Source organism: Lentisalinibacter salinarum, assembly GCF_040706555.1.
Lineage (GTDB): Bacteria > Pseudomonadota > Gammaproteobacteria > Steroidobacterales > Woeseiaceae > Lentisalinibacter > Lentisalinibacter salinarum.
On sequence record NZ_JAPDRH010000002.1, the window covers coordinates 1,174,197 to 1,192,605 of the forward strand.

Annotated in this window: 20 protein-coding genes; 18 read left to right on the forward strand and 2 right to left on the reverse strand. The window is 69.3% G+C overall.

Going from position 1 to position 18,409, the window contains the following annotated elements:
- The 9 genes from ACJMKZ_RS08450 (at position 1) to ACJMKZ_RS08490 (ending at position 9,130) form a co-directional block, all read left to right on the forward strand.
- On the forward strand, positions 1-1,275 hold the full coding sequence (locus tag ACJMKZ_RS08450; RefSeq protein WP_405232747.1) for an ammonium transporter: 1,275 nt from the start codon (positions 1-3) through the stop codon (positions 1,273-1,275).
- A gap of 322 nt (positions 1,276-1,597) precedes the next feature.
- Positions 1,598-2,062, forward strand: a complete 465-nt coding sequence (locus tag ACJMKZ_RS08455) for a DUF4124 domain-containing protein (RefSeq protein ID WP_405232748.1) — start codon at positions 1,598-1,600, stop codon at positions 2,060-2,062.
- Between the two features lie 62 nt (positions 2,063-2,124).
- Positions 2,125-3,180 (forward strand): sensor histidine kinase, encoded by a 1,056-nt coding sequence (locus ACJMKZ_RS08460; RefSeq protein WP_405232749.1) that lies wholly within the window; start codon positions 2,125-2,127, stop codon positions 3,178-3,180.
- Positions 3,177-3,908 carry a LytR/AlgR family response regulator transcription factor gene (locus tag ACJMKZ_RS08465; RefSeq protein ID WP_405232750.1) on the forward strand — a complete coding sequence of 244 codons (732 nt, stop codon included), beginning with the start codon at positions 3,177-3,179 and terminating at the stop codon, positions 3,906-3,908. Before ACJMKZ_RS08460 ends, ACJMKZ_RS08465 begins: the two co-directional genes overlap by 4 nt.
- Positions 3,905-4,822 (forward strand): hydroxymethylbilane synthase, encoded by a 918-nt coding sequence (gene hemC / locus ACJMKZ_RS08470; protein WP_405232751.1) that lies wholly within the window; start codon positions 3,905-3,907, stop codon positions 4,820-4,822. The genes ACJMKZ_RS08465 and hemC overlap by 4 nt, the downstream gene beginning before the upstream one ends.
- Positions 4,819-5,604: a uroporphyrinogen-III synthase gene (locus tag ACJMKZ_RS08475; RefSeq protein ID WP_405232752.1), complete on the forward strand. Its 786-nt coding sequence runs from the start codon at positions 4,819-4,821 to the stop codon at positions 5,602-5,604. The genes hemC and ACJMKZ_RS08475 overlap by 4 nt, the downstream gene beginning before the upstream one ends.
- Entirely contained in the window at positions 5,601-6,983 is a 1,383-nt protein-coding gene (locus ACJMKZ_RS08480; RefSeq protein WP_405232753.1) for a uroporphyrinogen-III C-methyltransferase, read from the forward strand. Before ACJMKZ_RS08475 ends, ACJMKZ_RS08480 begins: the two co-directional genes overlap by 4 nt.
- Positions 6,980-8,194 (forward strand): heme biosynthesis HemY N-terminal domain-containing protein, encoded by a 1,215-nt coding sequence (locus ACJMKZ_RS08485; RefSeq protein WP_405232754.1) that lies wholly within the window; start codon positions 6,980-6,982, stop codon positions 8,192-8,194. Before ACJMKZ_RS08480 ends, ACJMKZ_RS08485 begins: the two co-directional genes overlap by 4 nt.
- Positions 8,195-8,233: 39 nt before the next feature.
- Positions 8,234-9,130: an SDR family oxidoreductase gene (locus tag ACJMKZ_RS08490; protein WP_405232755.1), complete on the forward strand. Its 897-nt coding sequence runs from the start codon at positions 8,234-8,236 to the stop codon at positions 9,128-9,130.
- 34 nt (positions 9,131-9,164) lie between these two features.
- On the opposite strand, the gene ACJMKZ_RS08495 is transcribed toward ACJMKZ_RS08490, so the two are convergent.
- Positions 9,165-9,803 (reverse strand): nucleotide-binding protein, encoded by a 639-nt coding sequence (locus ACJMKZ_RS08495; RefSeq protein ID WP_405232756.1) that lies wholly within the window; start codon positions 9,801-9,803, stop codon positions 9,165-9,167.
- Positions 9,804-9,921: 118 nt separating this feature from the next.
- Between ACJMKZ_RS08495 and dapF the strand changes: the two genes are divergently transcribed.
- Genes dapF through ubiB form a run of 9 tightly spaced genes read left to right on the forward strand, consistent with a single transcriptional unit; the run spans position 9,922 to position 17,727 of the window.
- A complete protein-coding gene (gene dapF, locus ACJMKZ_RS08500; protein ID WP_405232757.1) occupies positions 9,922-10,773 on the forward strand; it encodes a diaminopimelate epimerase in 852 nt (283 codons plus the stop codon).
- The gene (locus ACJMKZ_RS08505; RefSeq protein ID WP_405232758.1) at positions 10,770-11,477 is read left to right on the forward strand and encodes a DUF484 family protein; all 708 of its coding nucleotides are present in this window, start codon (positions 10,770-10,772) and stop codon (positions 11,475-11,477) included. The genes dapF and ACJMKZ_RS08505 overlap by 4 nt, the downstream gene beginning before the upstream one ends.
- A gap of 12 nt (positions 11,478-11,489) precedes the next feature.
- The gene (xerC, locus tag ACJMKZ_RS08510; RefSeq protein WP_405232759.1) at positions 11,490-12,395 is read left to right on the forward strand and encodes a tyrosine recombinase XerC; all 906 of its coding nucleotides are present in this window, start codon (positions 11,490-11,492) and stop codon (positions 12,393-12,395) included.
- 29 nt (positions 12,396-12,424) lie between these two features.
- Positions 12,425-12,982 (forward strand): ATP-dependent protease subunit HslV, encoded by a 558-nt coding sequence (gene hslV, locus ACJMKZ_RS08515; RefSeq protein ID WP_405232760.1) that lies wholly within the window; start codon positions 12,425-12,427, stop codon positions 12,980-12,982.
- A 1-nt stretch (position 12,983) separates the two neighbouring features.
- Positions 12,984-14,321 carry an ATP-dependent protease ATPase subunit HslU gene (gene hslU / locus ACJMKZ_RS08520; protein ID WP_405232761.1) on the forward strand — a complete coding sequence of 446 codons (1,338 nt, stop codon included), beginning with the start codon at positions 12,984-12,986 and terminating at the stop codon, positions 14,319-14,321.
- A 12-nt stretch (positions 14,322-14,333) separates the two neighbouring features.
- Positions 14,334-14,696, forward strand: coding sequence for a gamma-butyrobetaine hydroxylase-like domain-containing protein (locus ACJMKZ_RS08525; RefSeq protein ID WP_405232762.1), 363 nt, complete (start codon positions 14,334-14,336; stop codon positions 14,694-14,696).
- 14 nt (positions 14,697-14,710) lie between these two features.
- Positions 14,711-15,469, forward strand: coding sequence for a bifunctional demethylmenaquinone methyltransferase/2-methoxy-6-polyprenyl-1,4-benzoquinol methylase UbiE (gene ubiE, locus ACJMKZ_RS08530; RefSeq protein WP_405232763.1), 759 nt, complete (start codon positions 14,711-14,713; stop codon positions 15,467-15,469).
- A 12-nt stretch (positions 15,470-15,481) separates the two neighbouring features.
- Entirely contained in the window at positions 15,482-16,093 is a 612-nt protein-coding gene (locus ACJMKZ_RS08535) for a ubiquinone biosynthesis accessory factor UbiJ (RefSeq protein WP_405232764.1), read from the forward strand.
- Positions 16,090-17,727: a ubiquinone biosynthesis regulatory protein kinase UbiB gene (ubiB, locus tag ACJMKZ_RS08540; RefSeq protein WP_405232765.1), complete on the forward strand. Its 1,638-nt coding sequence runs from the start codon at positions 16,090-16,092 to the stop codon at positions 17,725-17,727. The genes ACJMKZ_RS08535 and ubiB overlap by 4 nt, the downstream gene beginning before the upstream one ends.
- Before the next feature lie 12 nt (positions 17,728-17,739).
- Here the strand turns inward: ubiB and ACJMKZ_RS08545 are convergent, their stop codons facing one another.
- Positions 17,740-18,363 carry a DUF2799 domain-containing protein gene (locus tag ACJMKZ_RS08545; RefSeq protein WP_405232766.1) on the reverse strand — a complete coding sequence of 208 codons (624 nt, stop codon included), beginning with the start codon at positions 18,361-18,363 and terminating at the stop codon, positions 17,740-17,742.
- Positions 18,364-18,409 lie beyond the last annotated feature (46 nt).

Genomic DNA, 18,409 nt, shown 5'->3' on the forward strand with positions numbered 1-18,409 from the left:
GTGGAAGAACTCACACAGTTAAGCGGGCAGGTGACCGAACTCGCCTATGCCCTGGATACTTTCTACTTCCTGGTGATGGGCGCGCTGGTCATGTGGATGGCCGCCGGCTTCACCATGCTCGAATCGGGACTCGTCCGTGCCAAGAACACGGCAGAGATCCTGACCAAGAACGTCGGCCTGTATTCGATCGCCTGCATCATGTACATGGTGGTCGGCTACAACATCATGTACCCCGGCGATGCGGTATCCAGCTGGTTTCCGGGGATCTCCTTCTTCCTCGGCGCCGACAACACCGCGGAAGACGTGATCGCCAGCGGCGGAGACATCTACTACTCCGGCCTGTCCGACTTCTTCTTCCAGGTCGTGTTCGTGGCCACCGCCATGTCCATCGTCTCCGGCGCGGTCGCCGAGCGCATGAAGCTCTGGTCGTTCTTCGCCTTCGCGGTGGTACTGACCGGCTTCATCTATCCCCTCCAGGGCTACTGGAAGTGGGGCGGCGGCTTCCTGGATCAGGCCAACTTCCAGGACTTCGCGGGCTCGGGCGTGGTGCACATGACCGGCGCCGCCGCTGCGCTCGCCGGGGTCATCCTGCTCGGCGCGCGCAAGGGCAAGTACGGGTCGAAGGGCGAGATCAACGCCATCCCGGGCTGTAACCTGCCGCTGGCCACCCTGGGCACGCTGATCCTGTGGCTCGGCTGGTTCGGCTTCAACGGTGGTTCCGAACTGATGGTGTCGAATGTCGGTGAAGCCAACGCGGTTTCCATGATCTTCGTGAACACCAACATGGCCGCCGCGGGCGGCCTGGTGGGCGCGCTGATCCTGTCGCGGCTCTGGTTCGGCAAGGCGGATCTGACCATGGCCCTGAACGGTGCCCTGGCCGGACTCGTGGCCATCACGGCCGAACCGCTGACGCCGACGCCGGGCGTGGCCACCATCATCGGCCTCGTCGGCGGTCTGCTGGTCGTGGGTTCCATCGTGTTCCTCGACAAGCTGCGCATCGACGACCCGGTGGGCGCCATCTCGGTCCACGGCGTGGTCGGGATGTGGGGCCTGCTGGCGGTGCCGCTGACCAACGACGGCGCCACCTTCGGCGCCCAGCTGCTCGGCCTGGTGACCATCTTCGCCTGGGTATTCATCGCCAGCTTCATCGTCTGGTTCATCCTGAAGGCCACCGTCGGCATCCGGGTGAGCGAGGAGCAGGAGTACGAAGGCGTGGATCTCAGCGAGTGCGGCCTCGAGGCCTATCCCGAGTTCGTCAAGGGAGGCGGCGAATAGGAGAAACAACACAATAATCACCAAGGGTATCCGTCGGCGTCATCCGGTCCCCCTCCCGGTGCCGGCGGATACCCACCTGCAGCGGCTGTGGCACGCAGCCGATGTTGCCGGGCCCCTTCAGGGGCCCTTTTTTTTGTGCCCGCGCCGGTTTCGCGCGCGGCAGCCGGCAGCCGGACATGTCAGTGTAAACATAATGAGCGGCGGGCCCGCACGCCGGAATGGGAGTTGGTTCACTTAATGCGGAGGCCCCCGGTGCTAGACTCCTCCCATCGCTGGCTGGAACCTCACGCAACGACCAACCTGGGAAAGACGAATCTGGGACATGAATGGACTGATCCGGACAGGGCTTATCGTTCTCGGCGCCGCCTTCTTCCTGGCGACGCCGGTAGCCGCAGACGTCTACATGTGGCGCGACGCCGACGGCACCGTGCACTACGGTGACAAGCCGGGCAGCGAGGACGCGAAGAAGCTCGACATCGAGACCCGGCAGACGGACCGGGCAACGGTCGCCAGGCGCTACGAGCAGCGGCAGAGCGCCCGCACCGAGTCCAATGCGGCCATGGCGGAGCGTCGCGCCGAAGCGGGGCAGCAGGCAGCCGACGCGGCGGCCGAGCGTGAGCAGAAGGCCGCGCGCTGCGAAGAGGCGCGGGAGCGGCTGCGCAGTTACGTCAATTCCCGGCGGCTGTACCGGCTGGACGACGACGGCGAGCGACAGTACCTGGACGACGCCGAGATCGCCCAGGCCCGCGCGAAAGCCGAGGAAGCGGTCAACGAGCACTGCAACTGAGGCCCCCGCCGGTCCCGTGACGCTGGGGTAGAATCCCTGCGCAGGGGCGAGCGGAGTTCACTGTGGCGGCATTGGGCGAGGAGACCAGCGACGGCCAGTCCTACCTGCCCGACTTCTGTTCGGCCAGGGCGGTGCTCGTGGTGGTGCTCATCGCCGAGATCGTCGCCCTGATCCTTACGCTGGCAGGCACGGCCGAGGGCGAGTCTTTCCTGCTCGGTCTCTCCAAGAACTCGCTGTTCGTCCTCTGGATCGCGCTGACCAGCGCGGCGGGCCTTTGCCGGGCCCGCCGCTGGCTGGCGGGCATCAACGTCGTCACCGCGCTCAGCCTCTGCTTCGTGTTGCTCCAACTCGTGACCCTGCTGGTCTCGGAATGCGCCTGGTGGCTCGACCGCGTGTACGCCAGCGCATTCCTGCAGACCGAGAGCCACGGCTGGTTCCTGCTGCGCAATCTCGGCATCAGCGGTCTCGTCTCGGCGGTCGCGCTGCGTTATTTCTACGTGGCCGGCGAATGGCGGCGCAACGTGGAGCTGGAGGCCAGGGCGCGCATCCGGGCGCTGCAGGCGCGCATCCGGCCGCACTTCCTGTTCAACAGCATGAATACCATCGCGGCGCTGATCGGCAGCAATCCCGGCCGGGCCGAGGAGGCCGTCGAGGATCTCTCCGACCTCTTCCGCGCCACGCTCGCCGAGGCCCAGAGCATGATCCCGCTGAAGCAGGAGCTCGAGGTGGCGCGTATCTACCAGCGCATGGAGCAGCTGCGCCTCGGCGAGCGCCTGGTGGTGAACTGGGACGTAGCAGAACTTCCCATGCGCGCCCGCATCCCGGGACTGATGGTGCAGCCGCTGCTCGAGAATGCCATCTATCACGGCATCGAACCGCTGCCCGAGGGCGGCACGGTCTCGGTCAGCGGCCGCAGGGACGACGGCGACGTGGTGCTCACCATCTCCAATCCGCGGGCGCCGGGCGCAACACGCCGGGCAGGCAACCGGCTGGCGCTGGACAACATCCGTCAGCGTCTCGAACTCGCCTTCGGCCGCCGCGCCGGCGTGGACGTGGACGAGAGCGAGGAGCGCTACAGCGTGACGCTGCGCTTCCCCGCGGAGGAGCCGGAACCGTGAGGATACTGATCGTCGACGACGAGCGGCCGGCCCGCGAGCGGCTCGCCGACCAGCTCGGCGGGATGGAGCGCTGCGAGATCGCCGGCCAGGCGGCCGACGGCCGGAAGGCGCTCGAGCTCTGCGAGCGGCTGCGCCCGGACGTGGTGCTGCTGGACATCCGCATGCCGGGCATGGACGGCATCGAGGCCGCGCGGCACATGGCCCGGCTGCCCGATCCGCCGGCGGTGATCTTCACCACGGCCTACGACGAGTACGCCATCGAGGCGTTCGAGGCCGAAGCGGTCGGCTATCTGCTGAAGCCCATACGCCGCAGCAAACTGGAGCAGGCCCTGGGCCGCGCGGCGCGACTGACAGGCGGCCAGCTCTCCGGCATCGCGGACACCGGCCAACGGCGCCGCCACCTGTGCGCCCGGGTACGCGACGAGCTGCGCCTGATCCCGGTCGCCGACATCTACTACTTCCAGGCAGACCAGAAATACGTGCGCGCCTGCCACCGCCACGGCGAGGACCTGCTCGACGAATCGCTGAAGTCGCTGGAGGAGGAGTTCGCACCGGATTTCTGCCGCATCCACCGCAATTCCCTGGTCGCGCTGGAGTACCTCGAGGCGCTGGATAAGGATGCCGACGGCAAACCGGTGGTACGCTTCCGCCGCACCGGACATACCCTGCCCATCAGCAGGCGCCATGTCGGGGAGATCCGCCAACGACTCAAGGGAGGCATTCAATGAGGGTGAGAATCGCGACGAGGGAGAGTGAACTGGCACTCTGGCAGGCCCGCCATGTGGCGGAGCGCCTTGACGCGCTGCCCGAGGTCGAAGCCGTCGAGCTCGTACCGATGACCACGAAGGGCGATCGCATCCTCGACCGCACCCTCAGCAAGATCGGCGGCAAGGGCCTGTTCATCAAGGAGCTGGAAGTGGCCATGGAGGCGGGCAAGGCCGACATCGCCGTGCATTCGATGAAGGACGTACCCGGCGAGATGCCGCCCGGCTTTGCCCTGCCGGCCGTGCTCGAGCGCGAAGACCCGCGGGACGCCATGGTGGGCAGCACGCTGGACGCCCTGCCCGCCGGCGCCGTCGTCGGCACCTCGAGCCTGCGGCGCCAGTCCCAGGTGCTGGTGCGCCGGCCCGACGTGACCGTCAAACCACTGCGCGGCAACGTACAGACCCGTCTCGGCAAACTGGACGCAGGCGATTACGACGCCATCATGCTCGCCGCCGCCGGCCTGAAGCGGCTCGGACTCGACGAGCGGATCGCCGAATGCGTCGATCCCGGGGTCATACTGCCGGCCAACGGCCAGGGCATCGTCGGCATCGAATGCCACGAGGACCGCGCCGATCTGATTGAGGTGCTGCGCAAGCTCGAGCACGCCGAGGCGCGGCTGGTCGTGGCCGCCGAACGCCGGGTGGGTGTCGCCCTCGGCGCGGACTGCCATTCCCCCATCGCCGTGTACGCCACCACGGCGGGCGAGCGCATCACGATCCTCGCCCGGGTGATCGCCACCGACGGCTCGCGGATGCTGGAGGACAGCATCGAGGGTGCCGCTGTCGACGGCGAGTCCCTGGGCGCCACGCTGGCGGACCGGCTGCTCTCGGCCGGTGCCGGCGAGATCCTCGCCGCAGCGGAATCCGCGACGGCATGACCCGGCCTTCGCTGGCCGGCGCCGGTGTCCTCGTGACCCGGGCCCGCGACCAGGCGGGTCCGCTCGTCGCTGCTGTCGAGGAGGCGGGCGGCGTGGCCTGGCTGCTGCCGGCGCTCGAGATCGCACCCCTGGCCGGGCCGGAGGCCGGCGGCCGGGCGCCCGATCTGGTCGTCTTCGTCAGCCCCAATGCGGTACGCCACGGCGCCCGTTTCCTGTCGCTGCCCGACTGCCGCTGCTACGCCGCCATCGGCCCCGCCACCGCCGAGGCGATGAGCCACGCCGGCCGGGCGCCGGACCTCACGCCTGCGGGCGGCTACGACAGCGAGAGCCTGCTGGCCGCGGCCGAACTCGCCGACATGAGCGGCTGGCGCGTACTCATCGTGCGTGGCCGCGGCGGCCGGGAGCTGCTCGCCGATACCCTGCGCGAACGCGGCGCCCGGGTCGACTACGCGGAGGTCTACGAACGCCGGCTGCCGCAGCCGGACGCCGGCGAGATCGAGGCGGTCATTGCCGCCTGGCGCGAGGGCCGGCTCCGTTACGTGACCTGTCTCAGCGTCGCCACGCTTCGTAACCTGGCGGAACTGCTCGGGGAAAAGGGCGCGGCGGTACTACGGGGAGCCACACTGGTGAGCGCCAGCGATCGTGTGTTACAACTCGCCGTACGCGAAGACATCGCTGTGGACACCCTGCTTGCGCAAGGCCCGGAGCCGTCCGACCTCGTCCGGGCCATGATCTTGGCGATGGTCTTCCCCGACGGGGATACCGGACAGAGCAGATCATGACTGAGCAAGAAAAGCCCGGGTCGAAGACCGCAGCGGACGACAACGCCCGGGACGACGCCAGGAGCGACGCCAGGGACGACGTCGAGGACGAAGCCAGGGCCGGCACCCGGGAAGCGTCGGAGTCCGCGGACGACGCGGCGGAATCCGCCGCCGCAGCAGCCTCAGCCGCCTCGCACGAGGAATCCCCGGCAGTAGACGCAACCGACGCGCACGAAGGCGGAGACGCCACGGCACCCGTACCCGGCGGCAACGGTGAAGAAGGCAGCGGCGGCGGCAAGTCCGCCGCGCTGGTCGCCTGGCTCGCACTCGTACTCGCGCTCGGCGCAGCGGGCTTCAGCGGTTACCGCTGGTGGCTTGAGCGCAGCGCCGGCGCCGAGACGGCCGGCCTGGCATCGGCCGTGGACGCGCTGGAGACGGAAACGGCGGACAATGCGGAGGCCGTGTCGGAGCTCCGCGGCCGACTGTCCTCGCTGCAGCAATCGCTGCAGCAATCGGTGCAGCAGGCGCAGCAGGCGGCGCGCCAGGCCGCCGATGCGGACGAACTCGTGCGGCTGCAGCGGGAATTCCGGGAGAGCCGGGACATCGTCGAGTCCCTGCCCGGCCGCATGGAGAACCTGGAAGAGTCCATGGCCAATCTCCAGGGCGTATCGGCCGGCGCCCGTGATGCCTGGCTCGTTGCCGAGGCCGAGTACTACATGCAGCTGGCGAACGCCCAGGCGCAGCTCGCCGGCAACGCGGAGCTGGCGGCGTTCGCGCTCGAACTGGCCGATCGCCGCATCCGCGAGCTGGGCGACCCGGTCTACACGCCGGTACGCCGCGAACTCGCCGACGAGATCACTGCGCTCCGGGCCGTGGAGGACGTCGACATCGAAGGGGTCACACTGACGCTGGCGAGCCTGGCGGACGTGATCCAGTCACTGCCTCTGGACGAGGAGGTGACGCCGGAGGATCGGCCGCGGCCGGAGATCGACGAGCAGCAGAGCGGGTTCAGCCGCGCCTGGACCGCGGTGAAGAACGCCTTCTCGGACATGGTCAGCGTGCGCCGCACCAACGAACAGCTGGAGCCGCTGCTGTCGCCGGAGGCGCAGTATTTCCTGCGCACCAACATCGCGCTGCAGCTGCAGACGGCGCGCCTCGCGCTGCTGCAGGGCGAAGGCGCGATATTCCGCCAGAGCCTCGAGGACGCCCGCAGCTGGCTGGAGCGCTATTTCGACACGGACGCGAAAGCGGTAAGCGGCGCCGTCGAGACCATCGCCGAACTTGCCGACAGCCCGGTCGCTGCGGAGCTGCCCGACATCTCGGCGTCGCTGCGGCTGTTCCGCCAGCGCCAGGCCGTGGCCCAGGGAAGTGGCCAGGGAGCCGACGAGGGAGCCGAATGAAGTTCGGGGCCTGGGTCGTCGCCACGCTGATCCTGGGCGCCCTGGGCGCACATCTCCTGTTCACCGACCCGGGCTATGTGGTCATCAATATCCGCGGCTGGCTGATCGAGATGTCGGTGCCGATCCTGCTGGCCCTGATCCTCGCCACGATGCTCGCTCTCTGGCTCGGCTGGGAACTCCTGAAGGCGCCGAAGAAGCTGGGCGAGAAAGCCGGGGAATTCCGTGCCCGCCGCGCCGGCCACCAGTTCACCAGGGGCCTGATCGAGGTGGCCGAGGGCAATTTCTCCAGGGGCGAGAAGCTGCTGACCCGGCGCGTGAACCGGGCGGATGCCCCGCTGCTGAACTACCTGGCCGCCGCGCGGGCGGCCCAGCTCCAGGGCGACGGCGAACGCCGGGACAAATGGCTGCGGCTCGCCTACGAGGAGACTCCGGATGCCGCGAACGCCGTACTCCTGACCCAGGCCGAGCTGCAGCTGGCCGCAGAGGAATACGAGCAGGCGCTGGCGACGCTGCGGCGCCTGCAGGAGAACGCGCCGAACCACTCCCAGGCCCTGTTCCTGCTCGGCCGGCTCTATCGGGAGCTCGAAGACTGGGATCAGCTCGCCGACCTGCTGCCGAAGCTCAGGAAGCAGGGACGCATCCCCGCCGGCACGCTGCAGGAATGGACCCGGGAGGTGCATCGGCGCAAGCTCGAGCAGGCGGGAGACGATCCGACCCGCGTGACCGCGGTGTGGAAGAAGATACCGAAGTCGCTGCGCGACGACGATGTGCTGATCGCCGCCTACGTCGACGCCCTGGCCCGCGCGGGGGGTGAAGAGGTGGCCGAGGCCGAACTGCGGCGGCGGCTTCGCGGTCGCTGGTCGACGGAGCTGGCCCGTCTGTACGGCAAGCTGGAGACGGCCGACACCGGCCGCCAGCTTCGCCACGCCGAGAACTGGCTGAAGCAGCATGGCGAAGACGCCGCCCTGCTGCTGACCGCCGGCCGCCTGTGCATGCGCCAGGAGCTCTGGGGCAAGGCCAGGAGTTATCTGGAGACCGCGCTGGCCATCGGGCCCACGCCCGAGACCTACGAACTCTACGGCCGCCTCCTCACCCGCCTGGGCGAGGGCGAGGCCGCGGCCGACGCCTACCGCTCCGGCCTGAACATGGTGGCCGTCTCGGACCGGCTCGCACTGCCACACCTGGGCAAAGCCGGCGACGAGCGCCCCTGAGGCGACATGGGGCGGAAATGAGCCGGATATGAGCGCATAGTGACCGCCCCGCTGACGCTGATCGTAGGCGCCGGCTACACCGGCCGGCGGGTCGCCCGCCGTCTGGCGAAACGGGGCGTCGCCGTGCACTGCCTCACCGGCTCCGCTGCGTCCGCCGCCGCACTCGCCGAGGTCGGCATCGCGGCCGCGGCGCTCGACCTCGACGAGTCCGTCGCGCTGTCGCGGCTGCCGGGCGGACCGCTGCGGGTGCTCTATCTCGTCCCGCCCGCGGAGGGTGAGGGTGGCGACGATCCGCGCCTCGCGCGCTTCCTCGCGGCGCTGCCGCGGCAGCCGGAACGCTTCGTACTGGCCAGCACCAGCGGCGTGTACGGCGACTGCGGCGGCGCACTGGTGGACGAGCAGCGCCCCCCGGCACCGTCCACGGAGCGCGCCCACCGCCGGGTGGCGGCGGAGACGACGCTCAGACGCTGGGCCGACGCGCAGGGGGTGAGCTGGGTGATCCTGCGCATCGCCGGCATCTACGGCCCCGGCCGGCTGCCGCTGGAGGCGATCCGCTCGGGTCAGCCCGTGATCCGCGAGGAGGACGCCTCGCCGGGCAACCGCATCCACGTCGACGACCTGGCGCGCGTGTGCCTTGCTGCGCTGGAACCGACCGCACCGGGTGGCATCTACAACGTGGCGGACGGCAGCGGCGAGAGTTCCGGGGCATTCTTCCGGCAGGTGGCGGAGGCTGCGGGCCTGCCGGCGCCGCCCGCGGTCAGCCGGGAAGAGGCGCGGCGGCAGATGTCACCGATGCGCTACAGCTTCCTCGCCGAATCGCGTCGGCTCGACACGCGGCGTCTGCGCGAGGCGCTGGGCGTGGATCTTGCCTACGACGACCCGGCAGCGGGCATCCGGGCGAGCCTGGAGGAAGCCGGCGCGCCGCAGGAGGGCTGACGCCGGAGCCTGTCGCCCGTTCAGTCGCCGGCCGTCAGGGCCGGCTGCGGCGGGAGTTCAGCCACTCCATTAGCGGTTCCCACTGATCCCACTCCGGCCAGGCCAGATACTCGGGCAGCTCCGCGACGCCGAGCCCCCGGGTGTAGGCGCGGATGTAGTTCTGGGCCTCCCGGAACCAGGCCACGTAAGGCACCTTCAGGCTCTCCAGGTATTCGTCCAGGTCGCCGGCGATCAGGGTGTTCTCGCGTACCCGGTTGGCCACCACGCCGATGCGCGCCTTCTTGCGCTCCACCTTGCCGACGCCCAGGAGTTCGTCGATGAAGCGGTTGGCCGCCTGCATGTCGACCGTGGACGGGAGCACGGGCACGATGATGGTCTCGGCGTGATTGATGAGCGAGGTCAGTTCCGGTCCGTGGGAGCGGGCCGGTGCGTCCATCACCAGCACGTCGGCGCTGCGGGGCAGGTGCTTCAGCCCCTCCTCGAACGCGGCGAGGCCCACGATTTCCGGATAGCCTTCCGGCCGGCGCTCGAGCCAGTCCAGGCTCGAGCGCTGCGGGTCGTAGTCCGCGAGCGCGACGCTCTTGCCCTCGTTCGCATAGTAGGCGGCGAGATTGGTGGCGAGCGTACTTTTGCCGCAACCGCCCTTCGGGTTCAGCACGATGATCTGACGCATGTTGTCTCCCTGCGCTTCGTGTTGGTTTTGTGCAGTTTATGTAAAGTATCGCTGCGCCGCTAGAAAGTCCACGCGACACCGGCGCCATTGTCGCGACGAATTGACCTACAGTACGCCCATGCAGCAGCCCTTCGTGAAAATGCACGGCCTCGGTAACGACTTCATGGTGGTGCGCGACCAGCCCGATGCTGCACTGCCCGACGCCGCCGCCATCCGCCGACTGGCCCACCGCCGCGAGGGCGTGGGCTTCGACCAGCTGCTCTGGATAGAAGCGCCGCGCAGCGCCGGCACCGATGCGTGGTACCGGATATTCAACGCCGACGGCGGCGAAGTGGAGCAGTGCGGCAACGGTCTGCGCTGCATCGCGCGCCTGCTCGGCGAGGCGCCGGGCGCCCCATCGATGCTGCGCCTGGAGTGCCGTGCCGGGATATCCGAGGCGCGCATCGCCGGGCCCGGCGTCACCGCCGTCTCCATGGGCGAGCCCCGGTTCGCGCCGGCGGACATACCGATGACAATAGAGGCGGCGGTGACGAAGACGGCGGAAGCGGAAACCGGCACGTACCGGCTGGAGGCCGGCGGCCGCACCGTCGAGTTTGCGGCGCTGTCCATGGGTAATCCCCACTGCGTGCTGCTGGTCGACGACGTGGAGCGCGCACCGGTGACCGAGCTGGGGCCCGCGCTGGAGCATCACCCCGCCTTCCCCGAGCGCTGCAACGTTGGCTTCCTGGAACCCCGCGGGCGCGACCGGGCCCGCCTGCGCGTATGGGAGCGCGGGGTCGGCGAGACCCGGGCCTGCGGCAGCGGCGCCTGCGCCGCGATGGTGGCCGGCCGACGTCGCGGCCTGTTCGGCGACGAGGTGCGCGTCGGCCTGCCGGGCGGCGATCTCGTGGTAAGCTGGCGCGGCCCCGGTGAGGTCGTCTGGCTGACCGGCCCGGCCGAGTACTCCTTCGAGGGAACCGTCGCCCTATGAGCACACAGCGCAAACCAGAGCCCATGGTGGACAGTGCCAACGAAGAGGCCGTGGAGGACTATCTCCTGCACCATCCCGAATTCTTCGAGAACCATCCCCGCCTGCTCGACACACTGCGCGTGCCCCATGCGGCGGGCGGCGGCGCCGTCTCGCTGGTGGAACGCCAGGTGGCGACGCTCAGGCAGAAGAACCTCAAACTCGAGCGCAAGCTGCGCGAACTCCTGGAGGTGGCACGCGCCAACGACCGGCTGGCCGGCCGTATCCACACGCTGGCGATCGCGCTCATGGCCGCGGACAGCCGGGAGGAGACCCTGGCCTGCATCGCGCGGGAACTGCGCACGGGCTTCGGGGCGGATCACGCCGTGATGGTGCTGTTCGGCGACCCGGCGGACTACGCGGGCGTCGGCGAACGGCGTTTCCTGCACGTCATCGGTCGGGACGACCCTCGGCTGGGCCCGTTCGAGACGTTTCTGTCGGCCGCCCGCGCCCGCTGCGGCCGGGTGCGCGACAGCCAGCGTGAATTCCTGTTCGGCGCCGCCGCCGACGAGGTGGGCAGCATGGCGCTGCTGCCCCTCGGCGAGGGGGCCGGGCTCGGTTTCATCGGCATTGGCAGCGTCGATGCGGACCATTTCCACCCGGCCATGAGCATCGACTTCCTCACCCGCATCGGCGAGCTCGTGGCCGCGGCCGTGAGGCGTTACTGACCGGTCGGCCCCTTGTCGCCGGAAGAACGCCAGCGCACCGACGCCTTCCTCGAGCACCTCGCCTTCGAGAAGCGCTGCTCCGCGCATACCGTGGCCGGTTACCGCCGGGACCTGGCGGCCCTGGTCGAGTATTGCGAGCGCGCCGGCCACGGCGGCTGGCGCGATCTCACGACCCACGATATCCGCGCCTTCGCCGCCGCCTGCCACCGACGCGGACTCTCGCCCCGCTCCATCCAGCGGCGGCTGTCCGCCGTGCGCAGCTTCTTCCGCTACCTGATCCGGGAGAGGGTGCTGAAGCGCAACCCGGCCGCCGACGTCAGCGCGCCGAAGGCGGGCAAGCGCCTGCCGGGCACGCTGGACGCCGACCAGATGGCGCGGCTGCTGGAGTTTCCCGGCGACGACCCGCTCACCGTGCGGGATCGGGCCATGCTCGAGCTCCTGTACTCGTCGGGGCTGCGGCTGGCGGAGCTGGTGGCCCTGGACCTGCACGACGTGGACGCATCGGACGCCACGGTCACGGTGACCGGCAAGGGCGCCAAAACCCGCATCGTGCCGGTGGGCCGCCGCGCGCTCGAGGCACTCGCGGAATGGCAGCGGATCCGGGTGCGGATGGCCGGCCACGAGGAGCGCGCGCTGTTCGTCAGCCGCCGCGGCACCCGGCTGGCGCCCCGCTCCGTGCAGGAACGCATCGTCCACTGGGCGAAGCGCCAGGGCATGGACCGGAGCGTCTATCCGCACCTGTTCCGCCATTCGTTCGCCTCCCACCTGCTGGAGTCGAGCGGCGACCTGCGCGCAGTGCAGGAACTGCTGGGCCATGCGGACGTGTCCACGACGCAGATCTACACCCACCTTGATTTCCAGCACCTGGCCCAGATATACGACCGGACCCATCCCAGGGCGCGCAACAACCGCAAATAGCCGGCGCCCGCAACAGCGAAGGCAGATCCATGGAGCAGTACAGAGGCACAACCATCGTCTCGGTGAGGCGCGGTGGCCGCGTGGCCATCGGCGGCGACGGCCAGGTCAGCATGGGCGACACCGTCATGAAGGGCAACGCCCGCAAGGTGCGCGCCCTCGCCGACGGCAGCGTGATCGCCGGCTTCGCGGGCGGCACGGCGGATGCCTTCACCCTGTTCGAGTATTTCGAGCGCAAGCTGCAGCAATACGGCAACCTGACCCGCGCCGCCATCGAGCTGGCCAAGGACTGGCGCACCGACCGGATGCTGCGCCGGCTCGAAGCACTGTTGTGCGTCGCCGACCGGGACACCTCGCTGATCATCTCGGGCAACGGCGACGTGATCGAACCCGAGTTCGACCTCATGGCGATCGGCTCGGGCGGACCCTACGCCCAGTCGGCCGCCCGGGCGCTGCTGGAAAATACGGATCTGGGCGCCCGGGAGATCGTGGAGAAGTCGCTCGAGATCGCCGGCGACGTCTGCGTCTACACCAATCGTTTCATCACCATCGAGGAACTCCCCGGCGACGCACGAGCCGGGGCCGAATGACATGTCTATGACCCCCAGGGAGATCGTCCAGGAGCTGGACAAGCACATCGTCGGCCAGGACAACGCCAAGCGGGCCGTGGCCATCGCGCTCAGGAACCGCTGGCGCCGGGTGCAGGTGCCCGAGCCGCTCAGGAGCGAGATCACGCCGAAGAACATCCTCATGATCGGCGCCACCGGCGTCGGCAAGACCGAGATCGCGCGCCGCCTGGCACGCCTCGCCCGGGCACCGTTCATCAAGGTGGAGGCCACCAAGTTCACCGAGGTGGGCTATGTCGGCCGAGAGGTGGACTCCATCGTCCGCGACCTGATGGACGTCTCCATAAAAATGACCCGGGAGGCCGAGATGGCCAAGGTGCGACACCGCGCCGAGGACGCCGCCGAGGAGCGGGTGCTGGATGCCCTGCTGCCGCCGCCGCACCGCGGGGTGGGTTTCGCCGCGGAGCAGCAGCAGCCCCCGGAGGCCAGCGACACGCGGCAGAAATTCCGCAAGAAATTGCGCGAGGGCGACCTGGACGAGCGCGAGATCGAGGTGGAAACCCAGGCCATGCCGGCGGGCGTCGAGATCATGGCGCCGCCGGGCATGGAAGAGATGACCAGCCAGCTGCAGAGCCTGTTCCAGAATCTCGGCCAGGGCCGGCGCACGTCCCGCAAGCTGAAGGTCCGTGAAGCGCTGAAGATCCTCACCGAAGAAGAGGCGGCGAGGCTGCTGGACGACGAGGAGGTGAAGGCCCGCGCGCTGGAGGCCGTGGAGCAGCACGGCATCGTCTTCATCGACGAGCTGGACAAGGTGGCCAAGCGCTCCGAGAGCATGGGCGCCGACGTGTCCCGGGAAGGCGTGCAGCGCGACCTGCTGCCGCTGGTGGAGGGCTGCACGGTCAACACCAAGTACGGCATGGTGCGCACCGATCACATCCTGTTCATCGCCTCCGGCGCCTTCCACGTTGCGAAGCCCTCCGACCTGATCCCGGAGCTGCAGGGACGTTTCCCCATCCGGGTCGAGCTCGATTCGCTGAAGGCGCCCGACTTCGTGCGCATCCTCACCGAGCCGGATGCGTCCCTCACCCGCCAGTACCGCGCGCTGCTCGACACGGAGGGCGTGGAGCTGGAGTTCACCGAGGAGGGCGTGGAGCGCATCGCGGACGTGGCCTTCCGCGTGAACGAGAACACCGAGAACATCGGCGCCCGCCGCCTGCACACGGTGATGGAGCGGCTGCTGGAGGCGATCTCCTACGAGGCGGCGGACAGGAGCGGCCACACGCTCTCGGTCACGGCGGAGTACGTGGACGAGCATCTCGGCGAACTGGTCCAGGACGAGGACCTCAGTCGCTACATTCTCTGAGAGGTCAACCCGATGGAAGACGCACCCACCGAGCTACGCCTGCGCCGGCAATCCCGACTGCTGACGGTCAGCTTCGCCGACGGCGCGAGTTTCGGCCTGCCGTTCGAGTACCTGCGCGTGTACTCGCCGTCGGCGGAGGTGCGGGGCCACGGCCCGGGTCAGGAAACGCTGCAGACGGGCAAGGAGAACGTGCAGATCACCACGGTCCAGCCCGTCGGCCATTACGCAGTTCGACTGGTCTTCGACGACGGTCACGATACCGGCCTGTACCGCTGGGGTTTCCTGCGGGAACTGGGCGAGAACAGGTCGGAACTCTGGCAGGACTACCTCGACCGGCTCGAGGCCGCGGGGTATGCTCGCAATCCCGCTGAGTGACCGCCCGCCCCGCCATGAGCAAAGAGAAGACCAGCGACAGCGAGACCCATTTCGGCTACCGCCGGGTGGCGGCCGACCAGAAGGCCGACCTCGTCCGCGGCGTCTTCGATTCCGTGGCCGAGCGCTACGACCTCATGAACGACCTCATGTCCGGCGGCATCCACCGGCTGTGGAAACGGCGGACCGTGAGCGAGGCCGCCGCCCGTCCCGGCCAGTGCGCACTGGACCTGGCCGGCGGCACCGGCGATCTGGCGATGAGCTTCGCCCGGCAGGTAGGGGAGACGGGGCACGTGGTGCTGGCGGACATCAACGCGGCGATGCTGCGCCAGGGTCGCCGGCGCATGCTCGACGCCGGCATCATCGGCAACGTGAGCATGGCCCAGGTGGACGCGGAGAACCTGCCGTTCGCCGACGACAGCTTCGACCTGGTCACCATCGCCTTCGGGCTGCGCAACGTCACGCACAAGGAGGCGGCGCTGGCCTCCATGTTCCGTGTGCTGAAGCCCGGCGGCAAAATGCTGATCCTGGAATTCTCCCGGCCGGCCGACGCCCTGCAGCCGCTCTACGACCTGTATTCCTTCCGCGTCCTGCCGCTGCTGGGCCGCATGGTGGCGGGCGACGCGGACAGCTACCAGTACCTGGCCGAGTCCATCCGCATGCATCCCGACCAGGAGACACTGCTGGGCATGATGGGTGACGCAGGATTCGAGCGCTGCCGCTACGTCAATCTCACCGGGGGCATCGCCGCCCTGCACATCGGTTACCACCTCTGAGGCCCGTTCGCCGTGGATCCCCTGGAAACCCTGTTCCGGCCGGCGCTCACCCTGGTGAACGCCCAGATCGCCCAGAGCACGCCGGCACGGGACCTGTGCGAGGAACTCGACGGCCGGGTGATCGCGGTGCGGGTGCGGGATTCGTTCCTGGCGCTCTATGTCCGGGTCACGGCCGCCGGCCTGGAGCTGCACACCGACTACGTGGATGATCCGGACACGGTCATCACGGGCTCGCTGCTGGCGCTGCCCCGGCTGCTCGCCGGCGGCGCCGCCGAGGCGATCCGCAGCGGCAGCATCGAGATCGACGGCGACACCGAGACGGCCACCCGCTTCCGCGAGCTGCTCCGCTTCGCGCGGCCGGACGTGGAGGAACGGCTCTCGGGCGTGCTGGGCGACGCCGGCGCACGCCAGGCCGGCGAGCTGGTGCGCAGTATCGGGCTCTGGGGCCGACAGGTGGCCGACACCCTGACCCGCAACGTCTCCGAGTACGTAACCGAGGAACGGGGCGACCTGCCCTCCCGGGGCGAGGTCGAGGCCTTCTACGCAGAGGTCGACCGGCTGCGCGACGACGTGGCGCGGCTCGACGCCCGCATCCGGGCACTTTCCGCAGACGATCGCCGATGATGCGGCCCCGACTGCTGCTTCGCCTGGTCGCCATCCAGCGGGTGCTGGTGCGCTACGGCCTGGACGAGCTGATCGTCGCCACTCACCTGCTGCGCCCCATGCGCTTCGTGTTCCGGCTGCTGCCGGGCCGGGCGGTCGTGGACGAACCGCTGGGCGTGCGCATCCGCCTGGCGCTGCAGGAGCTGGGGCCCATCTTCGTGAAGTTCGGACAGGCCATCTCCACCCGGCGGGACCTGCTGCCGGTGGAGGTCGCCGACGAGCTCGCCAAGCTGCAGGACCAGGTACCTCCCTTCTCCTCCGAGCTTGCGCTGGAGATCGTCGAGAAGGCCTACGGCAAGCCCGCCCTGGAGGTCTTCGGCAGCTTCGAGGAGCAGGCGCTCGCGGCCGCCTCCATCGCCCAGGTGCACGCCGCGACGCTGAAGGACGGCACCGAGGTGGTGGTGAAGATGCTGCGCCCGGACATGCGCGAGGTGATCGAGCGCGACCTGGAGGTGATGTACTTCATGGCCGGCCTCGCGCACCGCTATTGGCGGGAGGCGCGGCGCCTGCGCCCGGTGGAAGTGGTGCGCGAGTACGAGAAGACCATCATCGACGAGCTGGACCTCATGCGCGAGGCCGCCAACGCGGCCCAGCTGAAGCGCAACTTCGCCGGCTCGGACCTGCTGCATGTGCCGGAGATCTACTTCGACTACTGCCACGTCAACGTCATCGTGATGGAGCGCATCTACGGCATCCCCATCAGCAACATGCGGGCACTCAGGGAGGCCGGGGCGGACATCAAGCGGCTGGCCGAGAAGGGCGTGGAGATCTTCTTTACCCAGGTGTTCCGGCACAACTTTTTCCACGCCGACATGCACCCGGGCAACATCTTCATCCAGGTGCACGACCCGAAGGACCCGCAGTACGCCGCCGTCGACTTCGGCATCGTCGGCACCCTGAACCCGGTCGACCAGCGCTACCTCGCCGAGAACTTCCTCGCCTTCTTCGAGCAGGACTACCACAAGGTGGCGAGGCTGCACATCGACTCGGGCTGGGTGCCGCCGGACACCCGGGTGGACGAACTGGAATCCGCCGTGCGAACGGTCTGCGAGCCCATTTTCAGCAAGCCGCTGGACGAGATATCCTTCGCGCAGGTGCTGATGCGGCTGTTCGAGACGGCGCGGCGCTTCGACATGCAGGTGCAGCCGCAGCTGATCCTGTTGCAGAAGACGTTGCTGAACATCGAGGGGCTGGGGCGCGAACTCTACCCCCAGCTGGACCTGTGGGAGACCGCCTATCCCATCATGCGCCAGTGGATGACGGACCGGCTGGGCGGCCGCGCGATGCTGGACGATATACGCGACCATCTGCCGGAGCTGCGCGAGACGCTTCGGGAGCTGCCGCACTGGCTCAGGACCATCGCCGAACAGTCCGCCTCCGGCGATCTGCGCGTGCGCTTCGACGCGCCGGAACTGCGCGATCTGCGCGACTCGATGGCGCGCCAGCAGCGCCAGCGCTTCGCGCTGGCCGTAGCCGCGGCTGCCTTCATCGGCGGCATCGTGCTGCTGACGACGGGTCAGGCCCCGTGGCTCGGCTGGAGCGCCCTCGGCGCTGCCGCACTGGCCGGCCTGGCCGGGCGGCCGGGCGCGGGCTAGCGCGCGGCCCGATCAGTACGCGCTGGCGGCGCGGGCCTCATAGTCCTCGAGGCGGGAGCGCGCCACCGCCGCGTCCCGATGCAGCGAGGCGATCTCGGACTCCAGCTCGCCCTCGCGTCGGGACATCTCCTTGGTCTCCATCAGTAACCGCACCCGTTCCTCGGCCGTGGCCTCGCCGGCGATCAGGCGGGCGGAGTTCGCCGCCATGTCGGCCCGCAGCTCCTCCAGCTCGTTCCCGCGGGCATCGATGCGGCTCTCGATACGCGATACCTCGGAGCGCAGCTCGTAGAGTTCGCGCCCCTCGACGTAACCGGCCATAAAGTCGGGCTCGAGGTCGGGCGGGCACACGCCGCCGTAACCGCCGCCGGAGGCGCCCACCCGGTAGCCGACGCCCGGCCGGCAGTATTCGAGCAGGCCGGCCTGGCGACCGCGTTCGTAATCGTGGAAGTCCGGCGTGATGCCGGCGCTGGCGCAGGCCTTGCGGTGACGGCCGATGGTGTCGGCCGGGGCACCCCGGGCGCCGTCCTCGTAGCCGATGGCTTCCCAGTCGGCGACGAGGCATTCCTCGGCGCTCATGCTCGCGCAGCCGGCGAGCGCGATGGCGGCCGCCGCCAAGATCAGCCGTTTCAGTCCCATGATGCGTCCCTTCCCCGGTGGCAGGAAAGGTGACGGTACCGCCGCC